The following is a 13,039-nucleotide window of genomic DNA, read 5'->3' as shown; positions in this document are numbered from 1 at the left end:
CATAAATGTTCAAGAAAATCCTGATTGCCAACCGCGGCGAAATTGCCTGCCGCGTCATCAAGACCGCCCGCAAGATGGGCATCAAGACCGTCGCCGTCTACTCCGAGGCCGACAAGGACGCCCTGTTCGTGGAGATGGCCGACGAAGCCGTCTGCATCGGCCCGGCCGCTTCCAAGGAATCCTACCTGGTCGCCGACAAGATCATCGCCGCCTGCAAAGCGACCGGTGCCGAAGCGGTGCACCCCGGTTACGGCTTCCTCTCCGAGAACGCCGAGTTCTCCCGCCGCCTGGAGGAAGAGGGCGTCAAGTTCATCGGCCCGAAGCACTACTCCATCGCCAAGATGGGCGACAAGATCGAGTCCAAGAAGCTCGCCATCGAAGCCAAGGTCAACACCATCCCCGGCTACAACGAGGCCATCTCCGGTCCTGACGAGGCTGTCGAGATCGCCAAGAAGATCGGCTATCCGGTGATGATCAAGGCCTCCGCCGGCGGCGGCGGCAAGGGTCTGCGTGTGGCCTACAACGACGCCGAAGCCCATGAAGGCTTCTCCTCCTGCGTCAACGAAGCCCGTAACTCCTTTGGCGATGACCGGGTCTTCATCGAAAAGTACGTGCTGGAACCGCGCCACATCGAAATCCAGGTGCTGGGCGACTCCCACGGCAACTACGTGTACCTGAACGAGCGCGACTGCTCCATCCAGCGCCGTCACCAGAAGGTCATCGAGGAGGCGCCGAGTCCCTTCGTCGATCCCGAGATGCGCAAGGCCATGGGCGAGCAGGCTGTGGCCCTGGCCCGGGCCGTGAATTACGAATCCGCCGGCACGGTGGAATTCGTGGTCTCCGGCGCCACCAAGGAGTTCTACTTCCTGGAGATGAACACCCGCCTCCAGGTGGAACACCCGGTCACCGAACTGATCACCGGCCTCGACCTGGTGGAACAGATGATCCGCGTCGCCTACGGCGAAAAGCTGCCCCTGACTCAGGCCGACGTGAAGATCAACGGCTGGTCCATGGAATGCCGGATCAACGCCGAAGACCCGTTCCGCGGCTTCCTGCCCTCCACCGGCCGCCTGGTGAAGTTCCAGCCGCCGGCCGAAGTGGCCGGCGAGGTGCGCGTCGATACCGGCGTCTACGACGGCGGCGAGATTTCGATGTACTACGACTCGATGATCGCCAAGCTGATCGTGCACGGCAAGGACCGGGCCGAGGCCATCGGCCGCATGCGCGACGCCCTGAACGGCTTCGTCATCCGCGGCATCTCCTCGAACATCCCGTTCCAGGCGGCGCTGATGCAGCACCCGCGCTTCCAGTCCGGCATCTTCGACACCGGCTTCATCGCCAAGGAATACCCGAAGGGCTTCGACGCCTCGATGGTTCCCCACGACGATCCGGCCCTGCTGATCTCGGTGGCCGCCTTCGTGCATCGCCGTTACCTGGACCGGGCCGCCCAGGTCTCCGGCCAGCTGCCCGGCCACGAGCGCAAGGTGGGCGACGAGTGGGTGGTGATCCGTAGCGGCGAGCGCTACCCGGTGGTGGCCAAGCCCGTCGCCGGCGGCTATCTGGTCGACTACAACGGCGAGCAGTACGAGATCCTGTCCGACTGGCGCCAGGGCCAATCCCTGTTCAACGGCACCTGCAACGGCGAGGAATTCACCCTGCAGGTGGAACGTCACCGCATGACCTACCAGCTGTTCCACTGGGGCACCCGCGCCGACATGATGGTGATGTCCGCCCGCGCCGCCGAACTGCTGGCTCTCATGCCGGAAAAGGCCGCCCCCGACCTCTCCAAGTTCCTGCTCTCCCCCATGCCCGGCCTGCTGCGCGAAGTGGCGGTGAGCGTGGGCCAGGAGGTCAAGGCCGGCGAGAAGCTGGCGGTGATCGAAGCCATGAAGATGGAAAACATCCTCAAGGCCGAACAGGACTGCAAGGTGAAGAAGATCTCCGCCGCTGCCGGGGAATCCCTGTCGGTGGATCAGATCATCATCGAGTTCGAGTGATCGCCTGATCCGTCCGCGTCCGCCGCCGCAACGCGGCGGGCCGCCGATGAAAAAAGGGACCTGCGGGTCCCTTTTTTCATGGTGCGCGGAACATGCCGCCCGGGGAGCTGGCGCCCGAAAGTTTCAGCAGGGCGCGCCCGGTTCCCGCTCGCCGACGAAGGCGGCCAGGGCCGCCGCCAGGCGGGGCAGAGGGGCGGGCCAGCGGTCTTCGGCCACCGCGTCGATCTGGCCCGACATGCCTTCCAGGGCCGACTCCAGGCGCGCGCGCACCGTGGCCGACTCCAGGTCGGGGGCGCCGAAATCCACCGCCCGGGACAGCAACTGGGCCACTTCGGCCAGGGGCGCGAGCCCGTGGCCGGCGGCCTCGTCGGCCAGTTCGGCGGCGCCCAGGGCCAGGGCGTGGCGGTCCGGCGGATAGCGGTGCAGGGCCTCGCGCAGTTCGGCCAGGCGCTCCGCCGCCTCGGCGGCGAACTCGGCGGCGACGGACAGGGAGCCGAAGGGGCGTTCGGCCGGCGCCGCCGCAGCGAACGTACCCTGTTCGCCTTGTCCGGCACGGGCCGGTGCCTTGGCGATGGCGTCGAGGCGCCGGGCCAGGTGGGCCACCCGGTCGGCGAAGCCGGGGCGGGCGGGGGCGTCCTCCTCGGCGAAGGCTTCCAGGGTGGCGGCCAGGGCGGCCCGGACGTCGGCCGGCGGATCGTCCCGGCCATCCATGCCTTCCAGCCGCTCCAGGGCGTCGGCCAGGGCCACGGCCAGGGCCAGGGCATCGGGTTGCTCCGGGGCCAGGGCGGTGGCGGCGGCGCACAGGGCGGCGGAGCTGCGGCGCAGTCCCTCCCACTCGGGCCGCACGGCGCCGTTCCAGGCCTGGGCCAACTGCCGGCCGGCGGCGTTCCAGGCGGCCAGCAGGGCCGGGTCCAGGCTGCGGCCGAGCAGGCCCGCCAGGGCGGCCAGTTGAGGAGGGAGGGGCGGTGGCGTGCCGGCGGATTCCGGCGCCGGCAGGGCGGCGCGCAGGGCGGCCAGTTCGCGGGCCAAGGTCGGGTCCAGATCGCCGCCGCGCTGGCTGCGCCGCATCTGCCGCTCCAGCCGGGTGCTCCACAACCGCTGGGCATCGCCGGGGGGCTCTCCAGCCGCAGCCAGAGCGTCATAGAAGGCGGTGCCACCATCCCACAGTTCGGCTTCGTTCCGGGGCCGTTCCCGGGCGAAGCGGCGCAGGGCCTCGGCCATGGCGGCGGCGTCGCTCCCGTTGCCCCGGCGCAGGAAACCGAGCAGGGCGGACTGGAAGGCGTGGAGGGGGGAAGGCAGGGTCACGGCGAAACGGGCGAGGAAGGCGGGGTGGGCAAGCCCGAGGATGATAATCCATGGTGGGGGCCGCCATTGCTCGCAATTCGCCGCGATTTATTCCGGCTGGCTGACAAAAGCTGGCATGCAGTATTGATACAATATTTGCATTGCTCTCCGTGGTTCCGCCCTTGCCCCCGCCTTCGCCCCTCCTTCGTTACTGGTTGTGCCTGCTCTGGTTCGTCCTTGCGGTCGGCTCGGCGGCGAAGGGTGCGTGGGCTGCCGCTCCGGCCCTGACCCTGGCGCCCCTGGCCCAGGGCCAGTCCCTGACGCCCTTCCTCGAAGTGCTCGAAGATCCGTCCGCCACCCTGTCCCTGGCCGGGGTGAAGGCCGAATCCGGGCGTTTCAGCCCTTTAAGCGGCCAGGGGTCGGACGTCAATTTTGGTTATTCGGCCAGCGCCTACTGGCTGCGCGCCACGGTGCAGGCCGGGACCGGAACGGTGCCGGGGAACGAGTGGCTGGTGGAGGTGGGCTACGCCTCCCTGGACCGGGTCACCCTCTACGTGGATGGCCCCGACGGCGCGACCGAGCAGAGCGCCGGCGACCGCCAGCCCTTTTCCGCCCGAGCCTTTCCCCATCGCCATTTCGTCTTTCCCCTGATCCTGCCGCCGGGGGAGAGCCGTACCCTGTACGTGCGCATCCAGTCCGAAGGTTCCTTGACCGCTCCGGTGACCCTGTGGGCACCCCGGGCCTTCCAGGTGCACAACCAGGAAATCTACGCCGCCCTGGCCCTCTACTACGGCATGTTGCTGGCCCTGGGGCTGTACAACCTGCTGCTCTACTTTTCCCTGCGCGAGCGCATCTACCTGGTCTACGTGGCCTTCGTCGCCGCCATGGCGGTGGGCCAGCTTTCCCTCAACGGCCTGGGCAACCAGTTCCTCTGGCCCGGCCTGCCGGCCTGGGGCAACGTGGCCCTGCCGAGCGGCTTCGCTGCCACCGGCTTCTTCGGCGCCCTGTTCACCCGCCAGTTCCTGATGACCCGGGGGCGCTACCCACGCATCGACCGGCTGCTGCTGGCCCTCACCCTGGGGTTTGCCGCGGCGGCCTTGGCGCCCCTGTACCTTGCCTACCGGCCGGCGGCGGTGTTCACCTCCCTGGTGGGGGTGGCCTTCTCCGCCGTGGCGGTGGCGGTGGCCATCTACTGCCTGCGCCGGGGCGATCAGGGGGCCCGCTGGTTCCTGCTCGCCTGGTCCTTGCTGCTGGTGGGGGTGGGTGCCCTGGGGTTGCGCAACCTGGGCTGGCTGCCGACCAACGTGTTCACCTCCAACGCCATGCAGATCGGCTCGGCCCTGGAGATGCTGCTGTTTTCCTTCGCCCTGGCCGACCGCATCCACGTCGCCCGCCAGGAACGGGCAGCGGCCCAGGCCGAAGCCCTCCAGACCAAGCACGACATGGTGGAGGCGCTGCTGCGTTCGGAACGGGAACTGGAGAATCGGGTGGCGGAACGGACCCGGGATCTGGCCGATGCCAACACGCGCCTCCAGGAAAGCGAGCGGTTGTTGCAGCAGATGGCCCACCAGGACCCCCTCACCGGGGTGGCCAATCGGCTGCTGCTCGACGCCCGCCTGGGCCAGGCGGTGAGCCTGGCGCGGCGCAACGGCAAGCGCTTCGCCGTGCTGCTGATCGACCTGGACCGCTTCAAGCCGATCAACGACCAGTTCGGCCACGGGGTCGGCGACGAGCTGCTGTCGGCGGTGGCCCGGCGCCTGGTGTCCCTGGTGCGCAACAGCGATACGGTGGCGCGCCTGGGGGGCGACGAGTTCGTCCTGCTGCTCGACGACGTGCGCTACCGGGAAGACGTGGAGAGCATCGCCCGGGGCGTGGTTTCCAGCCTGTCGGCGCCCTTCGAGATCCAGGGGATCAAACTCCAGATCGGTGCCAGCGTCGGCGTGGCCATCTACCCGGACCACGGCACGGACGCCCAGACGCTGCTGCAACAGGCCGACAGGGCCATGTACGCGGCCAAGAACGCCGGCCGCAACGCCTATTCCACCGCGCCGGAGTAAGCGGGCGGTGGGGCAGCGCGGGCAGTGGGGCCGCACGGCCCCGGGGTGATTGCCCGCAAGCCGGCGGCGGGGTAGGGGGCGCCGCCTCCGCGCCACCCCGCAACTGGCCGCCGTTACATAGGTGCAGCCGGCGGGATTGGCGGGACGTCAGCCGGCCAGCTTGGCGAAGGCTTCCACCACTTCCTGGGGCGCCTGGACCAGTTCGATCAGCACCCCTTCGCCGCCGATCGGGGCTTCCTCATTGCCCTTGGGGTGCAGGAAGCAGATGTCGAAGCCGGCCGCGCCCTTGCGGATGCCGCCCGGGGCGAAGCGCACGCCGTTGGTGCTGAGCCATTCCACCGCCTTGGGCAGGTCGTCGATCCACAGGCCCACGTGGTTGAGCGGGGTGGCGTGCACCGCCGGCTTCTTTTCCGGGTCCAGGGGCTGCATCAGGTCCACTTCCACCTTGAAGGGGCCCTTGCCCATGGCGCAGATGTCCTCGTCCACGTTCTCGCGCTCGGACACGAAATTGCCGGTGACCTCCAGGCCGAGCATGTCCACCCACAGGGTCTTGAGCTTGTCCTTGGACGGGCCGCCGATGGCGATCTGCTGGATACCGAGCACCTTGAACGGACGCTGGCTCATGGGGTTTCTCCTTGAATGCGTTAAAAATTCATAATTATACGCATGGCGGCGCCCGGTTTCCGGGGAGCACAGGGCGTGGCCCCGCTCAGTCCCGGGCGGCGCGGCGCACCTTGGCCACGGCGGCGATGGTGCCGTCGCGCAGCAGGGCTTCCACGTTTTCCTCGATGTCCTCGGGCCGGTACAGGTAGTTCACCATCATTCCGTAGGACTGGCCGTAACCCTTGGCCGAGGTGTCGGCGAGCATGTTGAGGCGCTCGATGCGGGCACCGTTGCCCAAGTGGAAGCGGGCCACCGGGTCCCGGGGCTTGCCCTTCAGGGTGGCGGTGACCAGGTAGCGGGCGGCCAGGCGCTCCAGCCCGTCGCGCAGGGCGCCCACCAGGCGGGGATCGGCGTCGGGGCCGGCCCAGGCCGGGGTGGCGAGCAGGTTGCGGATGGCGTGCAGGGTGGGGGCGATGCCGGCCAGCTTGGCGATGCGCTGCCGCTCGACCTCGGGAAAGGCCCGGGCCCACTCGCCCGGTGCCGCGTCGCTCTCCTTGTCGCCGTGGGCCTCGCTCCAGGCGCGGAAGCCAGGGAGCGGCGACAGGGTGGCGAAGGTGTCGAGGCGCGGGTAGTCGCGCTTCAGGTCGTCGATCACCCGCTTCAGCAGGAAGTTGCCGAAGGACACGCCGCGCAGCCCGGTCTGGGTGTTGGAGATCGAGTAGAAGATGGCGGTGTCGGCCCGTTTCGGGTCGAACACCGGGGCATGCACGTCGAGCAGGTCCTGGACGTTGCCGGCCAGGTGGTCGCACAGGGCCACCTCGACGAAGATCAGCGGCTCGTCGGGCATGCGCGGGTGGAAGAAGGCGTAGCAGCGCCGGTCCGAATCGACCCGGTTCTTCAGGTCGGCCCAGGACTGGATTTCATGCACCGCCTCGTAGGCGATCAGCTTTTCCAGCAGGCCGGCGGGGGAATGCCAGGTGAGCCGCTGCAATTCCAGGAAGCCCACGTCGAACCAGGCCGACAGGCGCGCTTCCAGTTCCCGGTCGAGCACCGCCAGTTCGGGGGCGTGGGGCAGGAAGCGCAGCAGGTCGGCGCGCAGGTCCACCAGGAACTTGACGCCCTGGGGCAGGGCGAGGAACTGGGTCATGATGCGGATGCGCGCCGAGCGCATGGCGGCGCGCAGGGCCGCCTCCGCCTCGCCCTCGGCCGGGGTGCCGATGGACGATTGCCAGGTGGCGTGGGCGCTGGCCACCTTGACCGGGTCCGGGCCGAAATCCCGGGCGATCAATTGCAGCACGGCGCGGCGGCCGGCGGCGTCGAGCTTGAGGTAGGTCTCGCCCAGGCGCGCGGCCCGGTTGCGTGCCGAGACCTCGCCACCCAGGCTGGCGGCGCATTCTTGCAACTGGGCGCGGATGCGCTCCAGTTCCTTGGCCGGGAGTCCTTCCACGGGGGCGGGCTGGGCGGCGGCGTGAGCGGTGCTGGTCATGATTCCCTCCTTGACCTCCCGATTCTGCCCCACGAAGAAGGGGAGTCAACCGCCGTGCCGCGCAGAATGGCTCAGGGCGCCGGTTTCGGAGCGGTGGCTGGAGCGCGGCGCAGCAGCAGCCACAGGCCGGCGGCGATCATCGGCAGGGACAGCCACTGGCCCATGCTGACGGTGGTGGACAGGCCGAAGATGCCGTCGTCCGGAGTGCGGAAGAATTCGCCGACGAAGCGGGCCAGGCCGTAGCCGATCAGAAACAGGCCCGACACCCGGCCGGCGGGGCGCGGCGTGGCCGAATACAGCCACAGCACGGCGAACAGCACCAGCCCTTCCAGGCCGGCCTCGTAGAGCTGGGAGGGGTGGCGCGGCAAGCTGTCCACCTGGGGGAAGACCATCGCCCAGGGCAAGGACGGGTCCGCCGGGCGGCCCCACAGCTCGCCGTTGATGAAGTTGCCGATGCGCCCGAAGAACAGGCCCAGGGGCACCAGGGGCGCAACGAAGTCGGCCACCTGGAACCAGCTGCGCCCGGTCTTGCGCGCGAACAGGGTGAAGGCAGCGAGGACGCCGAGAAAGCCGCCGTGGAAGCTCATGCCGCCCTTCCACACCGCCACGATCTCCAGGGGGTGGCTGAAGTAGTAGCCCGGCTCGTAGAACAGCACCTGGCCGAGGCGGCCGCCGAGCACCACGCCGATGGCGCCCCAGAAGAGCAGGTCGTCCAGCTCCTCGACGCTCCACGGCTTGGCCTGGCCGGCGCTGGCCAGGGCACGGCGCCGGCCGAGAAACCAGAATTGCAGGAAGGCCAGCAGGTACATCAGGCCATACCAGCGCACGGCCAGGGGGCCGATGGCCAGGGCGACGGGGTCGAACTGGGGGTGGACGAGCATGGGCGAGCCGTTCTTTCGCAGATAGAATGGCAAGATTATAGGCGTTACGCCGCATCGCCCTCGCCGGTCCGCCCCAGGCGGACCACCCCCGAGCCTGCTCACGGGGTGCGTCGGCCATGCGGCTTTTTGTTCCCCGTCAGGCCTGCCAGGCCCACTAGGCTTTTGCACCCAGGTTCCAGGAGTCCGCACCATGCCCCAGTACCGTTCCCGCACCTCCACCCATGGCCGCAACATGGCCGGCGCCCGCGCCCTGTGGCGCGCCACCGGCATGAAGGAAGGCGATTTCGGCAAGCCGATCATCGCCGTGGTGAACTCCTTCACCCAGTTCGTCCCGGGCCACGTGCACCTCAAGGACCTGGGCCAGCTGGTGGCCCGCGAGATCGAGGCGGCGGGCGGCATCGCCAAGGAATTCAATACCATCGCCGTGGACGACGGCATCGCCATGGGCCACGACGGCATGCTCTACAGCCTGCCCTCCCGGGACCTGATCGCTGACTCGGTGGAGTACATGGTCAACGCCCACTGCGCCGACGCCATGGTGTGCATCTCCAACTGCGACAAGATCACCCCGGGGATGCTGATGGCCGCCATGCGCCTCAACATCCCGGCGATCTTCGTCTCCGGCGGCCCCATGGAGGCGGGCAAGGTGCAATGGCAGGGCAAGACCATCGCCATCGACCTGATCGACGCCATGATCAAGGCCGGCGACAGCTCCTGTTCCGACGAGGACGTGGCCGCCTTCGAGCGTTCCGCCTGCCCCACCTGCGGCTCCTGTTCCGGCATGTTCACCGCCAACTCGATGAACTGCCTGACCGAAGCCCTGGGCTTGTCCCTGCCGGGCAACGGCACCGTGGTGGCGACCCACGCCGACCGCAAGAAGCTGTTCCTCGCCGCCGGCCGGCAGGTCGTCGAACTGGCGCGCCGCTACTACGAGCAGGACGACGCCTCGGTGCTGCCCCGGGCCATCGCCAGCAAGCAGGCCTTCGAGAACGCCATGAGCCTGGACGTGGCCATGGGCGGTTCCACCAACACCGTGCTGCACATCCTGGCCGCCGCCCAGGAAGGCGGGGTGGACTTCACCCTGTCCGACATCGACCGCATCTCGCGCCAGGTGCCCTGCCTGGCCAAGGTGGCCCCGGCCACCGAGAAGTACCACATCGAGGACGTGCACCGGGCCGGCGGCATCATGGGCATCCTCGGCGAAATGGACCGGGCCGGCCTGATCCACCGCGACGTGCCCACCGTCCACGCCAAGACCCTGGGCGAAGCCATCGACACCCACGACGTGATGCGCACCCCGTCCCTGGGCGTGCTCGAATTCTTCAAGGCCGCCCCCGGCGGTGTGCCCACCCAGACGGCCTTCTCCCAGGAGCGCCGCTACCCGGAACTGGACCTGGACCGCACCCACGGCTGCATCCGCAACAAGGAAAACGCCTATTCCCAGGATGGCGGCCTGGCCGTGCTCTACGGCAACATCGCTGAGAACGGCTGCATCGTGAAGACCGCCGGGGTGGACGATTCCATCCTCAAGTTCACCGGCCATGCCCGGGTCTATGAAAGCCAGGACGACGCGGTCAAGGGCATCCTCGACGGCGAGGTGGTGTCCGGCGACGTGGTGATCGTGCGCTACGAAGGCCCCAAGGGCGGCCCGGGCATGCAGGAAATGCTCTACCCGACCTCGTACCTCAAGTCCCGCGGCCTGGGCAAGGAATGCGCCCTGCTCACCGACGGCCGCTTCTCCGGCGGCACCTCGGGCCTGTCCATCGGCCACGCCTCGCCGGAAGCCGCCGAGGGCGGCGCCATCGGCTTGGTGGAAACCGGCGACACCATCGAGATCGACATCCCCAACCGCTCGATCCAGCTCAAGATCAGCGACGCCGACCTGGCTGCCCGCCGTGCCGCCATGGACGCCAAGGGCGACGCCGCCTGGAAGCCGGCCGACCGGGAGCGCAAGGTGTCGGTAGCCCTGCAAGCCTACGCCCTGATGGCCACCTCGGCCGACCGGGGCGCGGTGCGCGACCTGTCCCAGCTCAAGCGCTGATTTCCGGCGCGGCCTCGGTTTTCCGGTCCTCCGGCTGGAGAATCGAGGTGTGGCGCGGGACACAAGCGAAGGGGCTCCCGCGGGAGCCCCTTCGTCGCATCGGCGCCTGGCTAGGCGCCAGGTGCCCGGCGCGATGCCTGATCAGTTCTTAAGGGCCGACAGGTAGGCCACCACCGCTTCCACGTCGCTGTCGCTCAACTGGGCGGTCACCGCGCTCATCGGCGCGTAGAGACGCTCGCCGCTCTTGTTGCGATAGCGCAGCAGGGATTTCTTCAGGTATTCGCCCTGCTGGCCGGCCAGCCGCGGAATGGTCTCGTTGCCTTTGGCCTCGGCGCCGTGACAGCCGCTGCACACCCGGCTGAACAGGCCCTTGCCCCGGTTGATGTCGCCCACTGCGCCGGCCTTGATCGGGCTGACCTTGGCGTCGGCGTAGAACAGGGCGATCTGGGCCTTTTGCTCGTCGTTGAGCACCTTGATCAGGCCCTGCATGAAGTCGTCCTTGCGCTCGCCGCTGCCGAACTTGCGGATCTGCTCCACCAGGTAGGCGGAATTTTGCGCGGCCAGGTTGGGAACTTCCGGGTAGCGGCTGTTGCCATCATCCCCGTGGCAATTGGCGCAGAAGAACGCGGCCTTTTTCCCCGCGCCGATGGCGCTGGTCTTCTTGCCGGCGTCGGCTTCCCAGGCCTTGACCAGGTCGATGGGCTTTTCGCCCTGGGCGGCCGCGTCGAGCGGTCCGAGCAGGGGCAGCGGTACCAGCAAGGCGGCCAGCAGGCCATGCGGGCGTAGCCGGGCAAGGCGTCCGGTCAGCCGAGGAAACATCGGTTTCTCCCTGAGTTGAATGGCAAACCTTGCGATTTTAACGTCATTTTTTTTCGCCGTTTCGGCAATGCTCCGAGCTTCATTGATCCAGCGCAAATCTCCGGAATGGCGCGCCGGGGCTTCCGGTACGGCAGAGCCCCTGGCCCCAGGTCGGCACGGCGTTCGTCGTCGGGCGACCGCCCTGGCCCAGCACCATGGCGCGCTCGGGTGCCGATTTCCGGTTTGCCCGGTCTAACATCGACATGGCCCGGCGCGGCGGGGTCGGTTTCCCCGCTGTGCCCGGTCGAGAGGATTTCATGTTCAAAAGCGGTTTCACCTTCGACAACAGCTACGCCCGGGACCTGCCCGGCTTCTACGTCCCCTGGCAGCCCCAGCCGGCCCCGGCGCCCCGGCTGCTGTTCCTCAACGCCGCCCTGGCCGAGGAGCTGGGCCTGGACCTGGCGTCCCTGGATGCCGGGCAACTGGCCGACCTGTTCGCCGGCAACGCCCTGCCGGACGGGGCCGAGCCCATCGCCCAGGCCTACGCCGGCCACCAGTTCGGCGGCTTCTCGCCCCAGCTCGGCGACGGCCGGGCCCTCCTGATCGGCGAGGTGCTGGACCGTCACGGCGCACGGCGCGACATCGCCTTCAAGGGCTCGGGCCCCACCCCCTTCGCCCGGCGCGGCGACGGCAAGGCCGCCCTGGGCCCGATGCTGCGCGAGGTGCTGATCGGCGAGGCCATGCACGCCCTGGGCATTCCCACCACCCGGGCCCTGGCCGTGGCCGGCACCGGCGAGGCGGTGGCCCGGGGCGCGCCCCTGCCCGGCGCCGTCCTCACCCGGGTGGCGGCCAGCCACCTGCGGGTTGGCACCTTCCAGTTCTTCGCCGCCCGGGGCGACCATGACCGGGTGCGGCAACTGGCCGACTACGCCATCGCCCGCCATTACCCGGACCTGGCCAGCGGCACCGCGCTCTACCTGGATTTCCTTCGCGCCGTGGTGCGGCGCCAGGCCGAGCTGGTGGCCTGCTGGATGGGCGTGGGCTTCATCCACGGGGTGATGAACACCGACAACATGAGCATTCCCGGCGAGACCATCGACTACGGCCCCTGCGCCTTCATGGAGGCCTACGACCCGGGGACGGTGTTCAGTTCGATCGACGAATACGGCCGCTACGCCTACGCCAACCAGCCCGCCATCGCCCAGTGGAACCTGGCCCGCCTGGCGGAAACCCTGGTGCCCCTGCTGGCCGAGGATGGCGGCGAGGCCGTGGCCCTGGCCACCGGGGCGGTGGACGGCTTCGTCGCCGACTACCAGGCCTGCTGGCTGGCGACGATGCGGGCCAAGCTGGGCCTGGCCGCGGTGGGCAACAGCACGGAGGATGAGGCTGCGGCGGACGTCGCCCTGGCCGCCGACTGGCTCGCTCTGCTCCAGGCCGCCCGGGCCGACTTCACCCTGGCCTGGCGGCATCTGGCGGATGCGGCCGGCGCAGGGGGCGTGGCGGCGGGAGGTACGGCCCTGGCCGCCCTGCTCCCTGACCAGTCCGCCTTGGCGGCCTGGCTGGCCCGCTGGCGGGCGCGCTGTGCCGCCGAAGAGGGCGGCGACGCTCCCGCCGCAGCCTGGGCCGCCCGGGCCGCGCGGATGCGCCGGGCCAATCCCCGGATCATCCCGCGCAACCACCGGGTCGAGGAGGCCCTGGCCGCCGCCTCCGACCGGGGCGACCTGGCCCCCTTCGAGGCGCTGCTGGCGGCCCTGCGCCGGCCCTACGACGAACGCCCGGAAGATGCCCGCTACGCCGAGCCGGCGGCGGCCGGCTTCACCGCCTCCTACCAGACCTTCTGCGGCACCTGATGGCGCCTTGTCCGCGATATATTAATTTTTCTCATGTATTGC

General features: G+C 69.2%; 9 protein-coding genes. 4 read left to right on the top strand and 5 right to left on the bottom strand.

The annotated features are described in order from the left end of the window. The first annotated feature begins 5 nt into the window (after positions 1–5). Positions 6–1,997: an acetyl-CoA carboxylase biotin carboxylase subunit gene (gene accC / locus V7Z98_RS03530; protein ID WP_293263168.1), complete on the top strand. Its 1,992-nt coding sequence runs from the start codon at positions 6–8 to the stop codon at positions 1,995–1,997. Positions 1,998–2,120: 123 nt separating this feature from the next. On the opposite strand, the gene V7Z98_RS03525 is transcribed toward accC, so the two are convergent. Next, the gene (locus V7Z98_RS03525; RefSeq protein ID WP_334157011.1) at positions 2,121–3,302 is read right to left on the bottom strand and encodes a hypothetical protein; all 1,182 of its coding nucleotides are present in this window, start codon (positions 3,300–3,302) and stop codon (positions 2,121–2,123) included. A 161-nt stretch (positions 3,303–3,463) separates the two neighbouring features. Here V7Z98_RS03525 and V7Z98_RS03520 point away from each other — a divergent pair, with 161 nt between their 5' ends. Next, on the top strand, positions 3,464–5,338 hold the full coding sequence (locus tag V7Z98_RS03520; RefSeq protein WP_334157010.1) for a 7TM diverse intracellular signaling domain-containing protein: 1,875 nt from the start codon (positions 3,464–3,466) through the stop codon (positions 5,336–5,338). Positions 5,339–5,485: 147 nt separating this feature from the next. Here the strand turns inward: V7Z98_RS03520 and V7Z98_RS03515 are convergent, their stop codons facing one another. The 3 genes from V7Z98_RS03515 to lgt form a co-directional block, all read right to left on the bottom strand. Continuing rightward, positions 5,486–5,962, bottom strand: a complete 477-nt coding sequence (locus tag V7Z98_RS03515; protein WP_334157009.1) for a VOC family protein — start codon at positions 5,960–5,962, stop codon at positions 5,486–5,488. Positions 5,963–6,047: 85 nt separating this feature from the next. Next, positions 6,048–7,427, bottom strand: coding sequence for a malonyl-CoA decarboxylase (locus tag V7Z98_RS03510; RefSeq protein WP_334157008.1), 1,380 nt, complete (start codon positions 7,425–7,427; stop codon positions 6,048–6,050). A gap of 71 nt (positions 7,428–7,498) precedes the next feature. Next, positions 7,499–8,308, bottom strand: a complete 810-nt coding sequence (lgt, locus tag V7Z98_RS03505) for a prolipoprotein diacylglyceryl transferase (RefSeq protein ID WP_334157007.1) — start codon at positions 8,306–8,308, stop codon at positions 7,499–7,501. Positions 8,309–8,498: 190 nt separating this feature from the next. Here lgt and ilvD point away from each other — a divergent pair, with 190 nt between their 5' ends. After that, positions 8,499–10,349 carry a dihydroxy-acid dehydratase gene (gene ilvD / locus V7Z98_RS03500; protein ID WP_334157006.1) on the top strand — a complete coding sequence of 617 codons (1,851 nt, stop codon included), beginning with the start codon at positions 8,499–8,501 and terminating at the stop codon, positions 10,347–10,349. Between the two features lie 141 nt (positions 10,350–10,490). Here ilvD and V7Z98_RS03495 read toward each other — a convergent pair whose 3' ends face one another. After that, entirely contained in the window at positions 10,491–11,168 is a 678-nt protein-coding gene (locus V7Z98_RS03495) for a c-type cytochrome (protein WP_334157005.1), read from the bottom strand. A gap of 296 nt (positions 11,169–11,464) precedes the next feature. Here V7Z98_RS03495 and V7Z98_RS03490 point away from each other — a divergent pair, with 296 nt between their 5' ends. Next, positions 11,465–12,997: a protein adenylyltransferase SelO gene (locus V7Z98_RS03490; RefSeq protein WP_334157004.1), complete on the top strand. Its 1,533-nt coding sequence runs from the start codon at positions 11,465–11,467 to the stop codon at positions 12,995–12,997. Positions 12,998–13,039: the final 42 nt, after the last annotated feature.

Source organism: Oryzomicrobium sp. (genome assembly GCF_036820405.1).
Classification (GTDB): domain Bacteria; phylum Pseudomonadota; class Gammaproteobacteria; order Burkholderiales; family Rhodocyclaceae; genus Oryzomicrobium.
Note: the sequence above shows the minus strand (reverse complement) of the source record. Positions and strands in the feature narration are given on the sequence as shown.

Bases quoted from the DNA above. Each gene is read 5' to 3' on its own strand.
- ilvD (WP_334157006.1), top strand. From the start codon at position 8,499: ATGCCCCAGTACCGTTCCCGCACCTCCACCCATGGCCGCAACATGGCC.
- V7Z98_RS03510 (WP_334157008.1), bottom strand. From the start codon at position 7,427: ATGACCAGCACCGCTCACGCCGCCGCCCAGCCCGCCCCCGTGGAAGGA.
- lgt (WP_334157007.1), bottom strand. From the start codon at position 8,308: ATGCTCGTCCACCCCCAGTTCGACCCCGTCGCCCTGGCCATCGGCCCC.
- V7Z98_RS03515 (WP_334157009.1), bottom strand. From the start codon at position 5,962: ATGAGCCAGCGTCCGTTCAAGGTGCTCGGTATCCAGCAGATCGCCATC.
- V7Z98_RS03490 (WP_334157004.1), top strand. From the start codon at position 11,465: ATGTTCAAAAGCGGTTTCACCTTCGACAACAGCTACGCCCGGGACCTG.
- V7Z98_RS03495 (WP_334157005.1), bottom strand. From the start codon at position 11,168: ATGTTTCCTCGGCTGACCGGACGCCTTGCCCGGCTACGCCCGCATGGC.
- accC (WP_293263168.1), top strand. From the start codon at position 6: ATGTTCAAGAAAATCCTGATTGCCAACCGCGGCGAAATTGCCTGCCGC.